The sequence below is a fragment of the Halobacillus seohaensis genome, from assembly GCF_042663045.1.
Classification (GTDB): Bacteria; Bacillota; Bacilli; order Bacillales; family Halobacillaceae; genus Halobacillus_A; species Halobacillus_A seohaensis.
Map to the genome: position 1 here is coordinate 130,949 of NZ_JBHSZV010000047.1, position 21,409 is coordinate 152,357.

General features: G+C 39.0%; 17 protein-coding genes, 1 pseudogene and 3 riboswitches. Of the genes and pseudogenes, 3 read left to right on the top strand and 15 right to left on the bottom strand.

The features are described 5' to 3' along the window. Positions 1-11: 11 nt before the first annotated feature. From ACFQIC_RS16890 to ACFQIC_RS16915, 6 genes are all read right to left on the bottom strand, one after another. Complete coding sequence (locus ACFQIC_RS16890; RefSeq protein WP_204708586.1) at positions 12-1,505, bottom strand: NCS1 family transporter; 1,494 nt, start codon at positions 1,503-1,505, stop codon at positions 12-14. Between the two features lie 115 nt (positions 1,506-1,620). Next, on the bottom strand, positions 1,621-3,039 hold the full coding sequence (gene hydA, locus ACFQIC_RS16895; protein WP_204708587.1) for a dihydropyrimidinase: 1,419 nt from the start codon (positions 3,037-3,039) through the stop codon (positions 1,621-1,623). A 25-nt stretch (positions 3,040-3,064) separates the two neighbouring features. Next, positions 3,065-4,351 carry an NAD-dependent dihydropyrimidine dehydrogenase subunit PreA gene (preA, locus tag ACFQIC_RS16900; RefSeq protein WP_204708588.1) on the bottom strand — a complete coding sequence of 429 codons (1,287 nt, stop codon included), beginning with the start codon at positions 4,349-4,351 and terminating at the stop codon, positions 3,065-3,067. Between the two features lie 31 nt (positions 4,352-4,382). Beyond that, entirely contained in the window at positions 4,383-5,756 is a 1,374-nt protein-coding gene (locus tag ACFQIC_RS16905; RefSeq protein WP_204708589.1) for an NAD(P)-dependent oxidoreductase, read from the bottom strand. Between the two features lie 151 nt (positions 5,757-5,907). Further along, positions 5,908-6,798, bottom strand: coding sequence for a nitrilase-related carbon-nitrogen hydrolase (locus tag ACFQIC_RS16910; protein ID WP_204708590.1), 891 nt, complete (start codon positions 6,796-6,798; stop codon positions 5,908-5,910). Positions 6,799-7,270: 472 nt separating this feature from the next. After that, positions 7,271-8,746, bottom strand: a complete 1,476-nt coding sequence (locus ACFQIC_RS16915; RefSeq protein ID WP_204708591.1) for a CoA-acylating methylmalonate-semialdehyde dehydrogenase — start codon at positions 8,744-8,746, stop codon at positions 7,271-7,273. Between the two features lie 219 nt (positions 8,747-8,965). On the opposite strand from ACFQIC_RS16915, the gene ACFQIC_RS16920 reads away from it, so the two are divergent. After that, positions 8,966-9,829 (top strand): SDR family oxidoreductase, encoded by an 864-nt coding sequence (locus tag ACFQIC_RS16920; RefSeq protein WP_204708592.1) that lies wholly within the window; start codon positions 8,966-8,968, stop codon positions 9,827-9,829. A gap of 1,201 nt (positions 9,830-11,030) precedes the next feature. Here ACFQIC_RS16920 and ACFQIC_RS16925 read toward each other — a convergent pair. The 5 genes and pseudogenes from ACFQIC_RS16925 to ACFQIC_RS16945 all read right to left on the bottom strand — a co-directional run bounded on the left by ACFQIC_RS16925 (position 11,031) and on the right by ACFQIC_RS16945 (position 15,121). Further along, on the bottom strand, positions 11,031-11,195 hold the full coding sequence (locus ACFQIC_RS16925; protein WP_204708593.1) for a hypothetical protein: 165 nt from the start codon (positions 11,193-11,195) through the stop codon (positions 11,031-11,033). A 193-nt stretch (positions 11,196-11,388) separates the two neighbouring features. After that, a pseudogene (locus ACFQIC_RS16930) lies at positions 11,389-12,577 on the bottom strand (M20 family metallopeptidase). Between the two features lie 13 nt (positions 12,578-12,590). Next, entirely contained in the window at positions 12,591-13,424 is an 834-nt protein-coding gene (locus tag ACFQIC_RS16935; RefSeq protein ID WP_204708594.1) for a MetQ/NlpA family ABC transporter substrate-binding protein, read from the bottom strand. Positions 13,425-13,440: 16 nt separating this feature from the next. Further along, a complete protein-coding gene (locus tag ACFQIC_RS16940) occupies positions 13,441-14,103 on the bottom strand; it encodes a methionine ABC transporter permease (RefSeq protein ID WP_204708595.1) in 663 nt (220 codons plus the stop codon). Next, positions 14,093-15,121, bottom strand: a complete 1,029-nt coding sequence (locus tag ACFQIC_RS16945) for a methionine ABC transporter ATP-binding protein (protein ID WP_204708596.1) — start codon at positions 15,119-15,121, stop codon at positions 14,093-14,095. The genes ACFQIC_RS16940 and ACFQIC_RS16945 overlap by 11 nt, the downstream gene beginning before the upstream one ends. An 85-nt stretch (positions 15,122-15,206) precedes the next feature. Continuing rightward, positions 15,207-15,325, bottom strand: a riboswitch (SAM riboswitch). 232 nt (positions 15,326-15,557) lie between these two features. Here ACFQIC_RS16945 and ACFQIC_RS16950 point away from each other — a divergent pair. Next, entirely contained in the window at positions 15,558-15,941 is a 384-nt protein-coding gene (locus ACFQIC_RS16950) for a hypothetical protein (RefSeq protein ID WP_390217483.1), read from the top strand. 344 nt (positions 15,942-16,285) lie between these two features. Here the strand turns inward: ACFQIC_RS16950 and ACFQIC_RS16955 are convergent, their stop codons facing one another. The 4 genes from ACFQIC_RS16955 to ACFQIC_RS16970 all read right to left on the bottom strand — a co-directional run bounded on the left by ACFQIC_RS16955 (position 16,286) and on the right by ACFQIC_RS16970 (position 19,787). Then, positions 16,286-17,086: an energy-coupling factor transporter transmembrane component T family protein gene (locus tag ACFQIC_RS16955; protein WP_204708597.1), complete on the bottom strand. Its 801-nt coding sequence runs from the start codon at positions 17,084-17,086 to the stop codon at positions 16,286-16,288. Positions 17,087-17,101: 15 nt separating this feature from the next. Further along, positions 17,102-18,568, bottom strand: coding sequence for an ABC transporter ATP-binding protein (locus tag ACFQIC_RS16960; RefSeq protein WP_204708598.1), 1,467 nt, complete (start codon positions 18,566-18,568; stop codon positions 17,102-17,104). A gap of 17 nt (positions 18,569-18,585) precedes the next feature. Next, entirely contained in the window at positions 18,586-19,164 is a 579-nt protein-coding gene (locus tag ACFQIC_RS16965; RefSeq protein WP_204708599.1) for an ECF transporter S component, read from the bottom strand. A gap of 147 nt (positions 19,165-19,311) precedes the next feature. Beyond that, a riboswitch (TPP riboswitch) is annotated at positions 19,312-19,471 on the bottom strand. Positions 19,472-19,574: 103 nt separating this feature from the next. Further along, entirely contained in the window at positions 19,575-19,787 is a 213-nt protein-coding gene (locus tag ACFQIC_RS16970) for a hypothetical protein (protein WP_204708600.1), read from the bottom strand. Positions 19,788-19,985: 198 nt separating this feature from the next. Next, positions 19,986-20,194: riboswitch (cobalamin riboswitch) on the bottom strand. A gap of 283 nt (positions 20,195-20,477) precedes the next feature. Between ACFQIC_RS16970 and metA the strand changes: the two genes are divergently transcribed. Next, positions 20,478-21,386, top strand: a complete 909-nt coding sequence (metA, locus tag ACFQIC_RS16975; protein WP_204708601.1) for a homoserine O-acetyltransferase MetA — start codon at positions 20,478-20,480, stop codon at positions 21,384-21,386. The last annotated feature ends 23 nt before the right edge of the window (positions 21,387-21,409 follow it).

The following is a 21,409-nucleotide window of genomic DNA, read 5'->3' on the forward strand; positions in this document are numbered from 1 at the left end:
CACTTGTTAATTTACGCGTCAATTTTCTTCGGGGGATCGTCTGTACCTGTTTTCCTACCCAGTTTTTCTTCTACAAAGCCTTCCTCAAGGACCCAATCGCGTCCTACGGTAATACCAAGGTATTGTTCATCATCAGGGTCTTCAATTTCAGCTTGGGGATACTTTTTGAAATACCAATGTTTTGCTAATAAATAGTAGGATAGAGCACCAACTCCAAACCCTACAAAGAACGAATAGTTTGTAAACGAATAGGCAGCTACACTACCTACTATCCATGAAATGAGGCCAGCCCAGTTGATTCCATTATCATAGGCAAACTGTCCTTCTTTTTTATATAAATCATAAACATTAATTCTTCTTTTTCTTAGCAAGTAATAGTCTGCAAAAATAATTCCAACGATGACTGAAAGAACAGCAGCAGCAATTAATAGGACAGGTATAAGTAAGTTAAATATGCTCCAAGGTTGAATCACCGTGCCGATAATACCTGCAAGAAAAACGCCTGCCCAGAAAGGAAACTTTGGACCTCCAACATTAGAGAAAATCGTAGCAGCCGGAACAATATTAGCCGATACGTTCGTTGACCATTGAGCTAAAACAATCATTAATAGCAGGATGCCTAAAACCAAGCCACTTGCTGATTCCTGTAGGGCAACTACAGGATCGAAGTTCGAGACGACAATATAGGAAACAGCACCAAGAACCACAATAAACGTTTGAGTAAGCGGCAAAGCAATCAAACTACCCACTAGTGCTCCTTTATTTCGTTTAAACCAGTTTCTTTCGTGTTTAGGAGCCTTAATAAATCGGGAGATAGAAGAAATATCAGCAGCTAACGTTGCCCAAAATCCCATATTACTAACAACTACAACAACGAAAGCTGTAAATGCAGCACCACCAGTAACCGGGCTTTCAACCCACGCCCAAATATCTTTCCCTTGTTCAACAGCTGAACTTGATAACGTGGAGTACATCCAAACTCCGATGATAATAATGATGGGAGCTGCCAAATCAGCAAATTTTTCTACAGCCTTAATCCCAAGAGCTGTGTTTAATAATTGAAAGAGAGCAAATATGATGTAACACACAAACCAGTTATCAAATCCGAACAAGATATTTAATATCCCGTTCATCGCCGTTGATCCAAAAAAAGTATTAATACCAAACCACATAGATGCAGCCAGACCTCTAACAATAGAAGGGAAATGTGTTCCCAACGTTCCAAATGGTGCTCTCATATAGACAGGAAATGATATTCCATGCTCAATACCTATATCCGCTGTGAGAGTTATAGCGATGCCAATTAAAATAGTTCCTAAAAGAGTTCCAAGTACAACCCATACAAGAGAAATGGATTGAACACCTGCCCCCCCAATGGCAAAGGCAGCTAACACAACGGCCATACCTACCCACATAAATGAAAAGCCTAGAGTACTAATCTTTCGTTCTTGGTGAGGAATTGGCATTAAATCTGGCGACTTTAAATGCTGATCTTTTTTGTCCATGTACAGGACTCCTCCCTAATTACACCTATTTTTTATAATCTAGTTGCTTGGCCTTTTACAATCAAAGCCAAGCAACCATTTCTTTGGAATGGATAAATGAATCTGTTAAGAAAGATTATTTTAGGTATAGTTCTTCTTGAGAGGATTGTTTTAGTTCTCCGAATCGCGCACGTTTTAAATATTTACCTGACCCTTGGTTACCAACAAATTCTTTATCCCGAATAACAAACTCTCCTCGTGATAATACACTGACCGGCTGCCCTGTTACTTTCATTCCTTCAAATGGATTATAGTCTGCTGCCATATGACTCGTTTCCACTGAAATTGTGCGTTCAATGTTCGGGTCAAAAATAACAAGGTCCGCATCCGCTCCAACAGAAATCGTGCCTTTTTGAGGGAATAACCCAAAGGTTTTAGCCACTCTTGTAGAAGTAATATCGACAAACTGATTCAATGTGAGTCTTCCCTTTTTCACTCCCTCAGAAAAGAGAATACTGATACGATCTTCTATAATCGGTCCACCATTCGGAATTTTTGTGAAGTCTCCCTTTCCTAAGTCTTTTTGACCGTTAAAGTCAAAAGAACATTGATCAGAACCTAACGTTTGCAACTGACCATTTTTCAACGCATTCCACAGCACTTCCTGGTTCTCTTTCTCACGAAGAGGTGGGGACCATACATATTTAGCACCTTCAAAGTTTGGTTTTTCAAGATAACTTTGATCGAGCACTAAATATTGCGGACAAGTTTCTCCCATAACTTGGTAACCTTTGCTCCTAGCTTCAGAGATCTTAGTAACTGCTTCTTCACAAGAAACATGAACAACATAGAGTTGGGAATCTGCTAAACCTGTCAATTGAGCCGCACGACCGGTTGCTTCTCCTTCTGCTTCAGGCGGACGTGTCAAGGCATGATAAATCGGATCAGTATTTCCAGCTTTTAGAGCTTTCTTCACTAAGTGATCGATAACATCCCCATTTTCTGCATGAACCATTACTAAAACACCAAGTCTTTTAGCTTCTTCAAGTGTACGGAATAATGTTTCGTCATCAGCTTGGAAGACATTTTTGTACGCCATAAACACTTTAAAAGATGTGATCCCTTCATCTTCAATAACAGTAGGGAGCTGCTCTAAAACACTGTCATTCATTTCACTAATCATTAGGTGAAAACTATAGTCTATAACTGACTTATCCCTCGATTTAGCATGCCATTGGTCAATAGAATTTTGGAGAGGTTCTCCTTGTTTTGTTAAGCAAAAATCGATAACCGTTGTCGTTCCCCCATGAGCCGCGGCAATCGTTCCTGTATCAAAGTCGTCTTTACTAACCGTCCCGCCAAAAGGCATTTCTAAGTGGGTATGCGGATCAATTCCACCTGGAAAAACATAATTTCCTTCAGCATCAATTACTTCTGCTGTAGGGTCAGAAAGATCCTGTCCAATTAAAACGATTTTCTCATTTTCCACTAAAATATCAGCCTTATAAGTATCTGCTGCTGTAACAATGATTCCGTTTTTAATTATTCTTTTCATAATACCCCTCCAGAAAAAATTAAAATTATTTTACTAGATTTACATCACAAGAAGATGTTGCACCAATAGCGGTCTGTCTTTCATTCCATGTCATTGGTGGTTTTCCATTGGCATAGTCGACCATATCAATCGCACCATCGACAGGACATACAATGGAACATAAATTACAACCTACACAATCTTCTTCACGCACTTTTAAAATGTCGTTACCATTTTCATCTTTCAGCATCTCAATGCATTGATGCGACGTGTCCTCGCAGGCAATGTGACACTTATTACAGTTAATACATACATCATTATTAATCTGAGCTACGGTCTGGTGATTTAAATCTAAATTCCCCCAATCCGAATACCTTTCAACCGATTTACCAACGAGATCCATCACAGAATCGATGCCTTTTTCATCCAAATAATTGTTTAATCCATCGTTCATGTCTTCTACGATACTAAATCCATGATGCATGGCTGCTGTACACACTTGCACTCCAGTTGCCCCCATCAGCATGAATTCAACAGCTTCTCGCCAACTGGAAACTCCACCCATTCCAGAGATTGGCACATTAATTTTCGGATGCCGCGCACACTCTGCTACCATATTAAGCGCAATCGGTTTAACGGCTGGTCCGCAATATCCCCCGTGCGCTCCCTTGCCAGCGACATTTGGGATTGTATCCCAGGAATCGATATCCACTCCTGCTAAACTATTAATCGTATTAATCATACTGACCGCATCTGCTCCACCTTGAACGGCCGCTTCTGCTGTAAATGTGATATCCGTTATATTCGGAGTCAGCTTCACAATAACTGGTGTTTCAGCCGCTTCTTTTGCCCACATCGTTTGTTTCTCTACAAGCTCAGGTACTTGCCCAGAAGCTGCCCCCATTCCACGTTCGGCCATGCCATGTGGACAGCCAAAGTTCAGTTCTAACCCATCTACACCAACATCTTCTACTCGTTTAACAATTTCATGCCACTTTTCTTGATTAGGTTCCACCATCAAGGAAGCAATGATTGCATGATTTGGGAAACGTTTTTTCGTTTCATAAATTTCCTTTAAATTGACCTCAAGCGGACGATCAGTAATCAACTCTATATTATTAAAACCAGCCATATTCTGTCCGTTAAAATTAACAGCAGCAAAACGGGAAGAAACGTTCAAAATTGGATCGCCTAACGTTTTCCATACTGCACCACCCCAGCCTGCTTCAAATGCACGCTGTACTTGATACCCCGAATTTGTTGGGGGTGCAGAAGCAAGCCAAAAGGGATTAGGAGATTTTATTCCTGCAAGATTCAAACTCAAATCAGCCATTAAAATAGTCCTCCTTTATAATGATTTTTCTTTATACTGTTGTAGTAGGAGCTGGTGCTAACTGCTTATGAATCGCCATTGCGACTTCCTTACCTTGCTGGGCAGCCGTTACAACCATTGCATCTCCTTGTCCTTTAGCAAAAATCACATCACCTGCGGCAAAAACTTTAGGATTAGAGGTTTGTAATGATTGTGGGTTAACTTGGACAACGCCGTCATTGTGTTCAAGACCAAAGCTCTCGATCATATCTGAATAACGGGATTGACCAATTGCTTTAATAACAGCATCTACTTTAATCGTGAATTCTGAACCTTCAATAAGTACAGGTTTTCTTCGACCATCCGCATGAGGTTCACCTAGTTCCATTTTCACACATTCGAGGTGTGAAACTTTCCCATCCTCATCACCTATAATACGAACTGGTTGAGTTAACCAGTTGAACTCTACGTCATCTTGCTTTGCAAATTCATATTCAAAATCGTAAGCCGTCATTTCTTTTACTGTACGTCGATAAACTATCTTTACATTATCTGCCCCTTTACGAGCGGAACATGTAGCTGCATCAATCGCTGTATTACCAGCCCCAACGACAACCACCTTTTTACCAAGTAGATCTTCCGTGATCTCACCAGACTTCGTGCTTTTCACAAAATCTATCGCATCATGGACTCCATCAAGGTCTTCGCCTTCAATACCAAGCATTGGAACACTTCCCATACCAATAGCTAGAACAATAGAATCGTAGTTTTCCATTAATTCCTCATAGGCAATATCTGTACCTACTCTCGTATTAGTTCTAATTTCAACATCTAATTTCTCAACTTGGTCTACTTCCCAACGAGAAATATCTTGTGGCAATCGGAAAGAGACAATTCCGTACGTATCCAATCCGCCAGCTTCCTCAGCCGCTTCAAATATAGTTACCGTATATCCGAACCGCGCGAGTTCTCTTGCAGCCGATAGTCCGGCTGGCCCTCCGCCAATTACAGCTACCGTTTTACCGTTCTTCTCACCAGGTTTGAAAAGCAACTGTTCGTTCTTAATCGCCCAATCGGTAGCAAACCGTTGCAAATCACCAATGACAATCGGTTTTGTCGAATGATTTAATACACAGGCTCCTTCACACAACTCTTCCGTTGGACACACACGCGCACAACTTGCACCGACTGGATTTGAAGACATAATGGTAGTGGCAGAACCTTTTAAGTTTCCTGAAGCAATTTTTTTAATAAATGTCGGGATATCAATATCTGTGGGACATGCTTTGATGCAGGGAGCGTCATAACAATACAAACATCGGTTAGCCTCTTCCATAGCTTCTCCACTGTTTAAGCCTGAATGAACTTCCTCGAAATTCTCTTTTAAATTTTCTAAAGAAATTCCTTTACTTTTTAACTGAGTCAATGCGATGAACCTCCTTATATAGATAACTTCAAATCTATTCAGGGTAAAAGTGATCGATCAATCCACTGTTTAATAAAAAAGGTTCTACATAGAGAAAATGTGTGTATTTTCCGTTACTCTATGTAAAACCTTCACTTCGTTTCTTCTTCTATTAAGGAAGAAGTTGCCCCATTTTTTCATAGGTTTCAGGTCTTCGATCGCGATAAAATTGCCACGTATCACGAACTTCCCTAATAAACTTCTTATCCATTTCACCAACAATCACTTCATCTTGATCACGACTCGCTGTAGCAACAAAATTACCACGCGGATCCACTAAATAAGACTGACCATAAAATTCACCCATATTCCACGGACTCTCATAACCTACACGGTTTATCGCACCTAAATAGTATCCATTAGCCACGGCATGTGCCGGTTGTTCCAGCTTCCAAAGATATTCTGAAAGACCTGCAACGGTTGCCGAAGGATTAAAAACAACTTCCGCTCCATTTAATCCTAGAACTCTAGCACCCTCAGGGAAGTGGCGATCATAACAAATATAAACACCCACTTTTGCATAAGCCGTATCAAATACAGGATAACCACAGTTACCAGGCTTGAAGTAGAACTTCTCCCAGAAACCATACCCTTGATCTCCCACTCCTACCTGAGGGATGTGATGCTTCCTATATTTCCCTAGATAGGATCCATCTGCATCAATCACTGCTGCTGTATTATAATAAGTAGCAATTCCTTCTCTTTCATAGATTGGCAACACAATCACGACTTCCAATTCCTTAGCAAGTTCTTGGAATTGAATCGTAGTTGGGCCATTAGGAATTTCTTCTGCCGCATCGTACCATTTTGCATTTTGCTCGGAGCAAAAATATGGACCATAGAATATTTCCTGAAGACAAATGATTTGAGCACCTTTTGCTGCTGCATCTCTTACAAGTTTAATATGTTTCCGAATGGACTCCTGCTTGTGAACTTCAACCGGCTCATTACCATCAACATCATGAGAAGCTTGAATTAACCCAATTTGCACTTTATCTGACACATAAATTCCTCCTTTATGTAAAAGATTTTATAATCATTTCCATTTTGTTTTTATAATAGATCTTAAGTTTCACTGGTAATCTTTCACCGTACTAATCATTTCACCTCTTCCCTTTTTGCAATTTTCTTTATTTACTGAATATTTTGTAACTTAATATATACTTTACACTAATTTTAAATATTTTCCACTATACACATCGTTAAATGTTTATATGAAACTATTTTCCGTTTTGTAAAAACCTTTTGGAATAAAACTTCATTGAATAGGTAGAGATGTTCGTTAAAAGTTGAATGGTCTGTAGAGGTTATTAGAAATGAATAATTGTGGATGATATCAGGTATTTAAGCACAATAGTAAAATAAGAAGCGGAAACCTCACGAGAGATTTCCGCTTTTAAATTGCGTCCTACCACCTCATGTTAAATAAACTTAATGTACAACTTATAACATAATGAAGTTAGGGATCGCGTTTATTAAAACCAACGTTGGGTGAGCATTTTTTTCTTCGTGTAGAAGTTCACGCCATCTTTGCCATTAGCATGAAGGTCTCCGTAAAATGATTTTTTTGCTCCAGAGAACGGAAAGAATGCCATAGGTGCAGGAACATTGACATTAACACCAAGCATACCAGCATCCATTTCCTCCCTAAACTGCCTAACCGCCTGACCACTTGATGTATAGATGACTGCCCCGTTTGCGAACTCCGATTTATTAGCTACTTGGATTGCTTCATCCAAAGAATTTGCACGAACAATACTAAGTACAGGAGCAAAAATTTCGTCTTTCCAAATCTTCATATCTTCCGTAACATAATCAAAGATCGTAGCACCTAAAAAGTACCCGGATTCATTTTCCCGTAATTCGACTCTGCCATCTCTAACCAATTTGGCGTTATCTTTTTCGCCATCTTCAATGTAACCAAGTACACGCTCTCTATGAGACTCGCGAATTAAAGGTCCTAAGCTCGTCTTCTCAGCTAATCCATTACCCACATTCAACTCATCAGCTGCCTCTTTAATTTTCGCTACTAGTTCATCAGCAATATCACCAACAGCGACAACTACGGAACATGCCATACACCGTTCACCAGCACTACCGAATGCAGCATTGATAATGCCTTCTACTGATTTATCTAAATTGCTATCTGGCATAACAATCGAGTGATTCTTCGCACCGGCTAATGCTTGCACTCTCTTTCCATAATTGGCTGCCGTTTTATAAACATATTCTGCTACTGGCTGGGAGCCTACGAAGGAGATCGCCTCTACATCATCATGTTCTAGCAAACCGTTGACGACATCATGTGCCCCGTTCACAAGATTTAAAACTCCTTTTGGCAAGCCTGATTCGTGCATTAATTCAACCAAATATTTAGCAAGAATTGGTGTCCGTTCAGACGGCTTCAACACAAACGTATTACCACACACGATAGCAAGAGGGAACATCCATAATGGCACCATCATTGGAAAATTAAATGGAGTAATTCCACCAACGACACCTACAGGATAACGGTACATTCCCGAATCAATCCCATCTGCAATATCTGGTAGGACTTCCCCCATCATTAGGGATGGAGCACCTGCGGCAAACTCCACACACTCAATTCCCCGTTGCACTTCCCCCATCGCGTCTTTTTTTGTTTTACCATTTTCTTGTGTCAAAATGGTTGCCAATTCTTCGTGGTTTTCTTGCAATAGCTGCTGATATTTAAACATAATTCTCGCTCGTTTAGTGACAGGTGTTTTACTCCAACTCTTAAAAGCTTCCTTTGCTGAACTTACAGCTCTATCTACATCTTCTTTTGATGAAATCGGGACTCTTGCGATGATTTCTCCTGTTGCAGGATTTGGCACTTCCTCCATTTGATTTCCTTCAGAAGAAACCCATTCTCCATTAATAAAATTCTGAATGATTACTTGATTAGACTTCGAGAAAGTTGTTGTCTCCATCTTTTCACCTCTATTAATAGATTATTTTCCGTTTTTCTGTACAAATTCATTATAAATTCAGAATATTTTAACATCAATGGACGAAGTGTAAAATTATCACAGCTATAAATTTACAGTATGACATTCACGTCTTCTTTCTATATGAAAAACAGTTGATTGAATGCTGATTTGATTGGGCAACATAACATGTAGCTTAACTTTTACATAGGAGGATTTAACATGACTAATAACAAGAAAAAAATACAACCGAAACAACATCAAGAAAGGCAACCTGGCTTTGAAAATGAAATGAACCCACTACCGGAATACGTTGATAATAATTACACAGGCAGTGGCAAGCTTGATGGAAAAGTCGCGGTGATTACAGGGGGAGATAGCGGTATAGGCAGAGCTGTCAGCTTATATTTTGCTAAGGAAGGCGCAGATGTAGCGATTATTTATTTAGATGAACATGAAGATGCTAAAACAACAAAAGAATTTATCGAAAAAGAAGGACGCACTTGCAAATTGATTAGCGGAGATGTCGGCAATGGTGGGTTTTGTGAGGATGCAGTAAAGCAAGTAGTAGATGATTTTGGCAGGATTGACATATTAGTTAACAATGCCGCAGTTCAGTACCCTCAACAAGACTTTATGAACATTACTAACGAACAAATGGAACAAACATTCCGTGTTAACTTTTTTTCATACTTTTATATGGCAAAAGCCGTCCTTCCCCACTTAAAAAACGGAAGTTCTATTATTAACACATCGTCTATCACTGCTTATGCAGGAAACGAACAACTGATAGACTATACATCAACCAAAGGGGCCATTACATCCTTTACACGAGCCCTTTCTAAATCTTTAGTCGGCAAGGGAATTCGGGTGAATGGCGTTGCACCTGGACCGATATGGACACCACTTATTCCAGCAAGTTTTGATGCACAAAAAGTTGCAGAATTTGGATCAGATAACCCAATGGGACGACCAGGCCAGCCTAAAGAAGTGGCTCCCGCCTATGTCTATTTAGCAAGTACCGATTCAAGCTATGTTTCAGGTCAAATGCTTCATGTTAACGGTGGCGTCATTATCAACGGATAACAAAAAGAGAAGCCGCTAACATTTTAAGTAGTTCCGATACCGTGTGAGAACATCTAAAATAACGGGTGAAACAACATACTAAAACACTATGTTTAGCACCATAAAATAACAGTACAAACAAAAACGCTTGGATTTTTATACCCAAGCGTTCTTTTTTATATTTTATTGTTACACTAAATCCCCGGTTCCGTTGCTTTTTGTCGGAGAATGGGGGATGGGAAACCACTCGCTTTCCGCGGGGAAGACGGCAAGCCTCCTCGAGCTAAAGCTCTGCGGGGTCTCGCCAGTCTATCCTTTCCCGCAGGAGTCTCATGGTTTCCCATCCCCCATGACTATGAAGAGTGGAACGGAACCTTTTTTATGAAAATCTGGGGTACTGTGTGAATATTGCCATTGATATGATCTACTTGTGCCATGAAATTGATCCACATCTGCCATTAATAGATCCTGTACTATTGATCTGTACTATAAATTCAGAAACGGTTTTCACAAGGAGAGATGATGATGGTAGGCGTACATACCGGGTAAGCCCCTACTCTTCATATAAACACGCTATCACACCCGATTTTCAACTTATCTAATGGCTCAATCTGTGATGGCCATATTCCCTAGTCTGTATCAGGCTTCAATTGGCGTTATATCAGATATCTCATTCTTTAACAGGGACGGTAGAACGGCACGATTCGACAGAAACATACGGCAAGGGGCGGTGGGGAAGGGGGAGAGACTCCTGTGGAATACGCGGGTTAGATGAGACCCCGGAAGGCGCCAGCCTGAGGAGGCTCAGCGCACGCCCACGGAAAGCGACTCCTTCCCCACCGCCCCTTTCTCCACACAATCATCTCGACGTTGAGTCTTCAACAATACTTCTCTGTTAGCATTTGAGAGTAAATAGAATCTAACTGAGGGAGTTTAAGAATAATCCTTCACAGACTCCACAATTATTTTACCATAAAGTTACAATTTCCTATTTGGGTTGCGATTTTTGTATGATAATTCAAGTGTTATTGGATAATAACACTTGAATTATCAGGGAAAAATAAGAGACCAAATCATTTGCGATTTGGTCTTCTAATTAGTATGCTATTTCGTATGTTTCTCCACCGAATCGGAACGACTCACTAACATTTAGCATCTTCTCTTTTTCTAATATTAAAATTTCCTCTTGCAGTTAACCACCTTGCTTCTATTGATTTTCCTTCTAAAGCATGCTTTGACATTCAGAAATACATGCCTCTAAATCTTGCTGCGCATGTTGCATTTTGTCTCTAGATTGTCCATTATCCATGTGGTTCATAGCCAGTTTCAAGTGACTTATGGCACTTTCACACTCACTAATACATTCTTGGATTTGATTTTTGTCCATAATTCATCCTCCTTTCCTACATTAAGATAAACTTTCCTAAATTAGTCTGATTTATGTATCTCTAGGAGAAAAAAGACGACCAACTTGTGGTTACAGTTGGTCGTCTCTAACTTGTTGATTATCTTGACCTTAACACTCTTTTCATGCACCACTTATATGACTAGGCTAATCAGTTAGTTAAGATTGAAATACATTACAAATCATTAAATTCATTTTTAATTTCCTGCAATAACTCTGGTTTTTGTAATAAATCCAAGCCTGTTAAAGCTAGGGCCTTTGCTCCTTTTAATAGAGCTTCGTCCCCTTTTTCTGAACGAGCTGCGTCCCTAAATTCATGGGTATGTGGTATAAGATCCTCATTTCCTATTTTTATATAAGGGTGAATAGTTGGAACTACTTGACTAATATTACCTGCATCTGTAGAACCTAACCCTTTCTTTAATAAATTGTAATCTTCCCCAAGGCCTTCAATTTTTTCTTTGAATATATCATCGAACCTTGTTGTTACTTTGAAATTGTCTACTCCATTTTGTATTCGAGTCATCTTATGAGTTGCTCCTGTCGCCGCAGCCGCTCCCTCCGCTACTTTCTCTACTTTAGATGTTAATTGATCACAAGTTTCTCGAGTTGCTGCTCTTAAGAAAAAACGTGCTCTTGCATAATCCGGCACAATATTAGGTGCTTGACCTCCATCTAAAATGACACCATGCATGCGTACGTCTTCTATGACATGCTGACGTAGTGCATTAATGCCGTTAAATAACTGGATAACAGCATCTAGTGCGTTAATTCCGTCTTCTGGATTGCTTGCAGCATGTGCTGATTGTCCAAAGAATTCGAAATCTACTGGATCGACCGCTAGGGTTGGAGCTGACCCAGATGTTCTTCCCAAGGGATGAACCATCATACATGCATCTAAGTCTTGAACGAGCCCGTGTCGTACAAAAGTCCCTTTTGCACTGCCATTAGGCCCTCCTTCCTCAGCTGGTGTTCCGAGCACGACGACCTCGCCTCCAGTTTCTTCAATCACTTCCCCTAAAGCAATGGCAGCTGCAATATGTTGTACCGATAATATTATGACCACATGCATGGCCTAATCCCGGAAGTGCATCATATTCTGCTAAACACCCTATTTTAGCGCCCGGCTTAGATGAGTTTTTTCTAGCAAAAAAGGCAGTTTCATGTTCCGGAATTTGTCTATCAATCTTGAATCCTGCATTTTCAAGCAGTGCTGTTAAAAGACCCGACGCGAAAAATTCTTCATTACCTACTTCTGGATGAGCATGGATCTTATGGCTTGTCTCTAAATAAGTTTCTTTGTCACCTTCGATAGACTCGAGTATTTGCTCTTGTAAATCTTGTTGTTCTGTTGTCAAAGTCATTACTAATGCTCCCTTACCAACCGATTTTCTCTAATGAAACAAATGTTGGAATTAGAGAATCATTAAATTCTTCACGGATATGCTCGGCTACATCTTCTTTTTGATAGAGGTCAACAATCTTTTGATACACTTCTTTGTCTACTTCACCTGACTGAGCAGCAATAATATTGATATAAGGCTGGGCCGTATCATCTTCAATGGAAATAGCATCTTCTACAGGTACAAATCCCGCTTCAACCGCCACCCCATTGTTAATGATAGAAGCTGCTACATCAGGAAGTACACGAGGAGTTTGAGCAGCTACAATTGGTTCAAACTTTAAGTTCTTAGGATTTTCATCGATTTTGTCTAACGAACCATATCCGTCAAAATCTTCAGGTAGTCCGATTAATCCTGCATTCTCTAATAGAAGCAATGCACGCCCCATGTTGGTAGCCTCTTTTGGGAGAGCAATAGAACTTCCATCTGGAATATTATTAACGTCCTCATATTTTTCTGAGTAGATCCCCATAGGAGCTATAATTGTTGTAGCGATAGGCTCAAGGTCTAGATCGTGCTCTTCAATAAAGGAGTCAAAATATGAAACTGTTTGAAAGGCATTTAAGTCAATATCACCGTCAGCAAGTGCCATATTAGGGCGTACGTAGTCAGCAAATTCAACGAGTTCAATTTCAATTCCTTCCTCTGCTGCTTTTTCTTTCACCTTTTCCCAAATCGGGACGCCCGATCCGTTTAAACCAACTTTTACAACTTCGTCAGTACCTGAGGCTCCACTTTCTTGATTGCATGCAGCCAGTATCGTTCCAATTCCTATAATCATTCCTAGTATTGCGATTAACTTTTTCATAATAAAATCCCCCTGTTTATTGTCTTCGTATTTTTCTTGATAATAAATTTCCGAGTGTTTGAAGTCCTTGTACAATGATTACAAGTAAAATGACAGTAATGATCATAATATCTGTTTCAAAACGCTGGTAACCATAGGATATGGCTAAATCACCTAGGCCCCCACCTCCAACAAAGCCTGCCATCGCTGATGCACCGACTAATCCAATCGTTGCAATAGTTAAATTTAACACGATTGAACTTAAAGCTTCTGGCAAGTACACGCGTATAATAATTTGCCACGGAGAAGCTCCCATAGCCTCTGCCGCTTCAACAACACCTGACTTTACTTCCAACAAACTACTCTCTACTAGCCTTGCAATATAAGGACCTGAAAATAATACTAACGGCACTACTGCAGCTGCTGTCCCTATGGATGACCCAACTATAAATCTGGTTAGTGGCAAAATAGCTACTAGTAATATAATGAAGGGAATTGAACGGAAAAAATTTATAATTGTGCTTATCCCTTTAAAAACCACATTATTCTGAACGAGTCCACCTTTTCGCGTAACGACTAGTAGAATTCCGAGTGGAACCCCTATTAATGTCGCAGCGAATAAAGAAATACCTACCATAATTAATGTTTCATTAGTTGCTTGTAAGATTCGCGGCCAAAATTCTGCTAGATCAACCTGCATCTGCTTCCACCTCCTGTACGGTTACTGAACGTTGAATATATTCTAGTGCTCTGAAGATCTCTTTCTCTTCCCCTTGCAATTCAACAACTAGCTGTCCAAATGGAATTCCTTGAAGTTCAGTAATTTGCCCAAATAGAACATTCACTTCTACTTGATACCTTTTAGAAACTTGGGAAAAGATTGGCTGACTAGCCTTTTCTTTTACAAAAGTGAGGCGGTAAATATGTCGTCCGCCTCCACGTTCTTCTATTCCTGAAAGTATAGAAGGAGGAAGTTCATTTTCCATGACTGACCTAACAAAGTTTTTAGTTGTCGAGTGTTGTGGGTTAGAGAACAAGTCAAAAATAGATCCTTGTTCGATGACACAACCACTTTCCATGACAGCAATCCGATCACAAACTTCTCGAACTGCATTCATTTCATGAGTAATCATTAATATCGTAAGGTTATATTCATCACGAACTCTTTTTAGCAGTTCGAGGATTGACTTCGTTGTTTCTGGATCAAGTGCCGATGTTGCTTCATCACATAGTAATATATCTGGTGAAGTAGCCAATGCACGAGCAATGCCCACTCTTTGTTTCTGGCCACCTGATAACTCATCAGGATACTGGTGTGCTTTATCGGAAAGCCCTACAAATTCTAAAATCTCATCAACTCTTGCTTGTACCTTTTTCTTTGGAGTTCCTGAAATAATCAGAGGAAAAGCAACATTATGTAGAACTGTTTTTGACTCTAATAGATTGAAATGTTGGAAGATCATCCCAATGCGTTTGCGGACTTTTCTAAGTTCTGGCTTTGATAATTGTGACAGATCCTCGCCGTCGACTAATATACTCCCTTCTGAAGGCCTTTCTAAAAGGTTTACCAGTCGAACGAGTGTACTTTTCCCAGCTCCGCTAAACCCAATCACCCCAAAAATTTCGCCTTTGTTAATGGTTAGATTTACACGATCAACTGCTCGTAAATCACTCCCATTATGTTGATATATTTTCGAAACTTCATCGAACTGAATCATCTTAATCCCCCTTGTCTACACAAAAAAGCCCCTCTTCTTGAAAAATAAGAAGAGGGGCTTTCGAATCTAAATAGAAAACCAACTCTCCTCATCTTTCAAGTGCACATGCACCTGCTGGAGTTGGCACAGTTTCTAATGAACATATTCATTAGTCCCGCTGCCGAGGTTTCAAAGGGCCAGTCCCTCCACCTCTCTAGATAAGAAGATAAGCTTATTCGTTTTTTTTGATGTGATTAATCATAATATAGATATTCACTTCATGTCAATTTATTTTTTAAAAATTCACATTAGAACCAGGACATACCAACAAATCAAATAAACATTATATATATCAGCACATTTTTCCCGAAAGCTAGGGGGTTGTCTTAACACCTTTATCAAGATTACATAAGATATAGTGTAACACCACTTTAATAAGGAAGGAGTTTGAGTTCATATGGGATGCAATCGAAACAACAACGTGGCCAGGATTTCTAACAATAGACGGAACCGTAATAGCGTCGCTGGGGTTTCTAATAACAGACGGAACCGTAACAACGTAGCTGGGGTCTCTAATAACAAAGGAAACAGTAACAGCATAGCGGGCATTTCTAATAACAGTGGGAACTGCAACAGCGTTGCTGGTACTTCTAATAACAGACGGAATCGCAACAACGTAGCTGGTATTTCCGATAATAACTTTAAAGTTCCAGTAAGATCTTATATTGATGGCGAAGATTTTTGCCGTGCTGTAAACCGCTGTTTAAGAGATGATAGAGTTGCTGGTGCAGAGAATACTAGACGTCGAAATCTGTTTGATGGATGGGATTCTTGGTTTTAAGTCTAAGTCATAAGGTAAGATTCTACAGATACAGTAGTTTTTAAAAAAGGTATGGTTTTCAGAGACGTGTATTCAGGGTCCACGATTATCTAAAAAATTGTGAAATCTAGCGCGTCTTTTTTTACGTCCTCTACATAGGTTACGTAAGTTACGTAATAAAGATTAAAATTCTGAATGTCTCTCCTAAAACTAAAGCTATGTTAAACGACCGAATTTGAAATATCATCAAGCATCGAAATGTGAATCTCTTAAACCACACTCTATGTAGAGTGTGGTTTAAGAGTGTTGTACTAAGACCTTGTTGGTTTTCTGTGGTTATCCCAATAAAATATTACCGGTGTGCCTTAATTATAACGGACGTCCATAATAGGAAAATACGGGTAACTAATAGCTGTAAAATAAGATGAAGAAATTACGATCATTAGATAGAACAGAAAAATCACATCAAACTTCGAAAAACCCAACCGATAGAAGTAAGTACGATTTACAGTATTAGAAAAACGCTTCGCTTCCATTGCCACTGCAATCCGATAAGCTCTTCTAATACTTTGGGAAAGAAGGGGGATGGAATAGGATTTAAGTTTTTTATAAAAACCTCTCACTCCCTTCTCACTTTGAACACCGCGAACTTTTAATGCATAATGCAAAGTTTGCGCCTCTTCTAACATTAAAGGGATCAACCTTATCGCAGCCATAAAGCTATAGGCGTATTTCGGTTTCAGCTTTAACTGTTGCATTAATGAATAGAATAAAAACACAGGTCTAGTTGTTAAAGCAAAAATAACACCTAGAGTTGCAAAAATAATCCCACGAAACCCTAAATGCAAGCCTCGAAAAAAACTTTCTTCCGTAATATGAACCAGTCCCCATTTAACCCAAGTAATTTCCCCTTTTCCAAAGAATATCATTGATGTAGATGATGTAAGGAATATCAGGATAAATGGTGCTGAAATAATTAATAAACGCTTCCACGGATGGCCTGTACAGAACACATACAGAATCAGAGTTCCTATTAAATAATTAATCAGGAAGTTTATATTGTGTATCGTTAAAAGGTGAATAAATAACAGAACAATGATGATTAGTTTCAAGCTAGGATTAATTTTATGAAGCCATGTTTCATTGTAAGAAAAGTCAATTTGCATATGTTGTCTCCCCTGTTAACTAAAAGCTGGCTGTATTTGATGTTCAGTATAATCAGATGATGAAGATTCCTTTGTGAGTTCTCCATTGTTTATTTTCCAGACTGTTGTTGCAAAGTGTTTAACTATATTTAAGTCATGCGTAACCATAATTATCGTTGTTCCTTCTGCTCTCAACTGTTCAAGTTGTTCGAGAATGGCAAAAGTATTTTTTGCATCTTGTCCAAAGGTAGGTTCATCCAAAAGTAAAACCGACTGTTCCTTAACTATAGAAGCAGCAACACTGAGTCTCCGCTTCTGTCCGATTGATAATTGATAGGGATGATTTTGCTGGTGATCTTCTAGATGATAAACACGGAGTAGTTCATTTACTCGTTTTGAAATTTCTTCTTCTCCCCATTTTTCTAATTGAAGGGAGAAGGCTACTTCCTCATATACTGAGTTGGTAATAAATTGGAATTCTGGATTTTGAAAAACAAAGGTTACATAGTCAGCGATATTTTTAATCTTCTTATGACTTTGCTCAAGTACGTAATAAGTGCCTTTAGTTTTAATCAAATTCATCAAAGCAAGTAACAGTGTGCTTTTTCCTGCTCCATTCTCACCAAGTACAGTTATCCATTCTCCAGGGTGAGCATCTGCTTGTTTTACATTGATTGTTTTTTCTTTTCCTCTATATCCCGAAAAGTGTGACAGGTGAATAGATGACTTTTCTTCGTTAATTTCTATTTTTGGAATATCTCTACGTTTACCTTCAACGTAATCTTCCCAAACATTTGGATACCAAATTCCTTGATCTATTAAAACCTGTTTATATTGATCAAAAACCTCCTGTTTCGATCCATCGGCAATTATTTCTCCGTTCTCCCCGAGAAGAATGACACGGTCAATAAAATCTACAATTTGCTCGATTTTATGTTCGACTATCACTACTGTTTTATCCTCGCCAACATCTTTTATAGTGTCCCAAACACGCTTGGTCCCTTCTGGATCTAACATTGCTGTTGGCTCATCTAAAAATAATACCTCTGGTTCTAGAGCTAGAACGGAGGCGATAGCTAACCGTTGCTTCATACCACCTGATAACATTTGTATTTTCGTATGGATCTCATCAATGTCTAATCCAACTTGTTGTAAATAATACTCAATATACTTTTCCATTTTTTCTCGTGGAATTTGAAGGTTTTCCAGGACAAATGCGATTTCTTCGTCTACATAGGGCATGCAAAATTGGGAGTCTGGATCCTGAAATAAAAACCCCCAGGAATCTGGGATGACCAATTCTTCCGCCTTCATGGGTACATCTACAGTATTAGGAATTAATCCCGTCAAGACTTGTAAAAGAGTAGACTTTCCTGAACCTGACGGGCCCAGTATTAATACCTTTTCTCCCTTATTCAGAGAAATGGAGAAATCCTTGAATAACAAGGATTCAACTCCCGGAAACTTCAACCGCATGTTTGTCATACTAGCGATACTTGTCATGATTCTCCACTCCTATACTAGCCTAAAGCCTTGTAATCTTCCTTAGAAGCAGGGCGCACAAGATTCGTTACTCCTGTTTTTTCTAAAGCCTGAACGATGAGATAAGCGAAGATACCTGAAATAAGAATAGCTCCAATCATTCTGGCTCCAAACATGATAAGCAAGTTCCAAAGTGCCAAGTCTCCGATGTACCCGTAATAGTAGTCAATGCCAATTGAAGCAAATGCAGAAGCAACACCTGCTAAAGATGCAACGAACATATCAAATCTCTTATATCGGAAAGCTGCGAAGATTAGTTCAGCCGCAAGACCTTGTCCTATTCCAAATATCAGTGTAGCTACGCCCCATTCACCACCAAAAATAAATTCACCTTGTGCAGCAGCAACTTCTGCCAATAAAGCAACACCAGGTTTTCGTATAATTAAATAAGCAACGATTGCAGCAATAAACCACATTCCATAAATTAATTGCTCTAATTGAAGTCCGAATGTTGAAACCACACCATACAACGGTCCCCACAGTTTATAGATCATACCAAATATTAACGCAATGATGATTGTTACTAAAATATCCGTTAGTTTTAAGCCTTTTCCCATTCTTCTTCATCTCCCATTCTATGTTTTTTATTAATTAGTAGAGCCATCGATTTTGCAACAATTCCTAAAGGAAATCATACAAAAAACCACTTCCCTTACCATAGTAAGAAAAGTGGTTGCATTGGAAATTTAAATATTAATCCTATTTATTTCGCAACTCCACTTCCCTACGCTGGTATGATCCAGATCAGGTTCTAAGGGTCTTAAAGTCTTACTTTAATCTCAACCTTTTGTCAGTAGTTGAATAGCATAGAATTCTAACTTTCTAGTGCTAATCCAACTAAAGAAGGTACCCCTAGTGGAAGAACTTCACTATTTAATTTTTTCAATATTCATACTATCATCATAATCAAGATTGTCAATTACCCAATTAAAATTAACTGAATGGTTATGCTAACAACTATAGCATTTTATGTGCAACCCTCACACTCATAATAATTATCTTCTATATTCAAAATTTTTATCATTTCACCAATTTTAATATCATCTTCTTCGGTGAATTCCATATCAGCCACTCGCTCCACAATTTTATCTTTTGCTTGTTCTTCATTCAATTCGGTTATACTAAATTCACTCTTAGTTCCTGTAGAGATTACTTCATATTCAAATAAAAAACGCTTCATTTTACTATCCTACTTTCAATAATTTGAGTATCATTCGATCATGCTATTTTCCGATATAGACTTGTCACTTATCAAGGTGATCTAGACAATAAAAAAAATCTCTCTTTCTAAAGAGAGATCGTCATGACAGCATGTAAATTCAGACTGATATCACAGTCTTAACTATTACAATCATAACACCTCCCTATTCCTCGTAGGTTTAGTGTATTACCAACAGGCAGGTCTCCTGACTCATGATCTTCACGTACCCACGCCTTCCCATAACCTTTCTTTTAAAAAGAAATAGTGACATTCTTGTGGGTAGTTCACATTTACAGTGGCGGGACCGTGTCGGATTTTAACCGAACTTCCCTTTTAAGTTGAATAAGCCTTTTCGCCTAGACAACACCTTTAATAATAAATGTATTAAATTTTCCATCATGGAGAATAACCAGATTGTCAGGTATGATAGCACCAGTTTCTCTGTTTCTCCGATAGTTTGGTGTTTTTTATAAAATTCTTTTTTCTATGAGAAAGACTCTAGCAATTTAACTATTTATTGTCAACCTTCCAAACATTCAGCAGAAGGGTAAAATGAACTTTTATATGGAATTAGGCCTTTCTTTCAGAATAATTAACGCTTTACCCAGTTGCACCATTAAAGCTACGTATCTATAATAAATATAGTACCTTAGTAAAGGAGGAACTTGATTGCCTATAAACATTCCGAAGAACTTACCTGCAGGTGAGATTCTAGCCAACGAAAATATTTTCATTATGGACGAGCAACGAGCGAGTACCCAGGATATCCGTCCTTTAAATATATTGGTTTTGAATTTAATGCCCGAAAAAGAACGGACAGAAACCCAGCTGCTACGACTGCTCAGTAACTCTCCCTTACAAGTAAATGTAGAATTACTACATACAGCCAGCTATGCGTCCAAAAATGTGAGTCAATCACACTTACAACAGTTTTATAAAAGCTTCAATCAAATCAAAAACAACCGCTACGATGGAATGATCATTACGGGAGCACCTGTAGAACAGTTAAAATTTGAAGAAGTCTATTATTGGAAAGAACTCACGGAAATCATGGAATGGACGAAAACTCATGTGACCTCTGTGATGCATATTTGTTGGGGAGCCCAAGCAGCCCTCTACTACCATTATGGCATCGATAAATTTAAGTTATCTGAAAAACGGACAGGCGTTTTCCAGCATCAGTTAGTCAATTCAGATGTGCAGCTTGTCAGAGGATGTGATGATGAATTCTTAGCACCCCATTCCCGTTTCACGGATGTCTCAGAGGAAGAAATTCTCGCACATGATGACTTGATACTTGTGTCTACCTCCAAGGATTCTGGACCGTTCACCATTTTATCCAAAGACAAGAAACATGTGATGGTGACCGGCCACTTGGAATATGATGCAACGACGCTAGGCATTGAATACCACAGAGACATGGACAACGGCCTACAACCAGAGATGCCGATCGACTATTTCCCAGACAATGATCCTAACGAAAAACCTTTGAACCGTTGGCGCTCACACGCTTATCTGGTATTCTCTAATTGGCTCAATTACTATGTATACCAGGAAACACCTTTTTCATGGAAGTAAAAGACAGACTTACTTATCGGTGT

Bases quoted from the DNA above. Each gene is read 5' to 3' on its own strand.
- ACFQIC_RS16965 (WP_204708599.1), bottom strand. From the start codon at position 19,164: ATGGGAAAAGGCTTAAAACTAACGGATATTTTAGTAACAATCATCATT.
- ACFQIC_RS16970 (WP_204708600.1), bottom strand. From the start codon at position 19,787: ATGAAGCGTTTTTTATTTGAATATGAAGTAATCTCTACAGGAACTAAG.
- ACFQIC_RS16915 (WP_204708591.1), bottom strand. From the start codon at position 8,746: ATGGAGACAACAACTTTCTCGAAGTCTAATCAAGTAATCATTCAGAAT.
- preA (WP_204708588.1), bottom strand. From the start codon at position 4,351: ATGGCTGATTTGAGTTTGAATCTTGCAGGAATAAAATCTCCTAATCCC.
- ACFQIC_RS16940 (WP_204708595.1), bottom strand. From the start codon at position 14,103: ATGCAGGTTGATCTAGCAGAATTTTGGCCGCGAATCTTACAAGCAACT.
- hydA (WP_204708587.1), bottom strand. From the start codon at position 3,039: ATGAAAAGAATAATTAAAAACGGAATCATTGTTACAGCAGCAGATACT.
- ACFQIC_RS16925 (WP_204708593.1), bottom strand. From the start codon at position 11,195: ATGGACAAAAATCAAATCCAAGAATGTATTAGTGAGTGTGAAAGTGCC.
- ACFQIC_RS16935 (WP_204708594.1), bottom strand. From the start codon at position 13,424: ATGAAAAAGTTAATCGCAATACTAGGAATGATTATAGGAATTGGAACG.
- ACFQIC_RS16960 (WP_204708598.1), bottom strand. From the start codon at position 18,568: ATGACAAGTATCGCTAGTATGACAAACATGCGGTTGAAGTTTCCGGGA.
- ACFQIC_RS16955 (WP_204708597.1), bottom strand. From the start codon at position 17,086: ATGCAAATTGACTTTTCTTACAATGAAACATGGCTTCATAAAATTAAT.
- ACFQIC_RS16920 (WP_204708592.1), top strand. From the start codon at position 8,966: ATGACTAATAACAAGAAAAAAATACAACCGAAACAACATCAAGAAAGG.
- ACFQIC_RS16945 (WP_204708596.1), bottom strand. From the start codon at position 15,121: ATGATTCAGTTCGATGAAGTTTCGAAAATATATCAACATAATGGGAGT.
- ACFQIC_RS16890 (WP_204708586.1), bottom strand. From the start codon at position 1,505: ATGGACAAAAAAGATCAGCATTTAAAGTCGCCAGATTTAATGCCAATT.
- ACFQIC_RS16950 (WP_390217483.1), top strand. From the start codon at position 15,558: ATGGGATGCAATCGAAACAACAACGTGGCCAGGATTTCTAACAATAGA.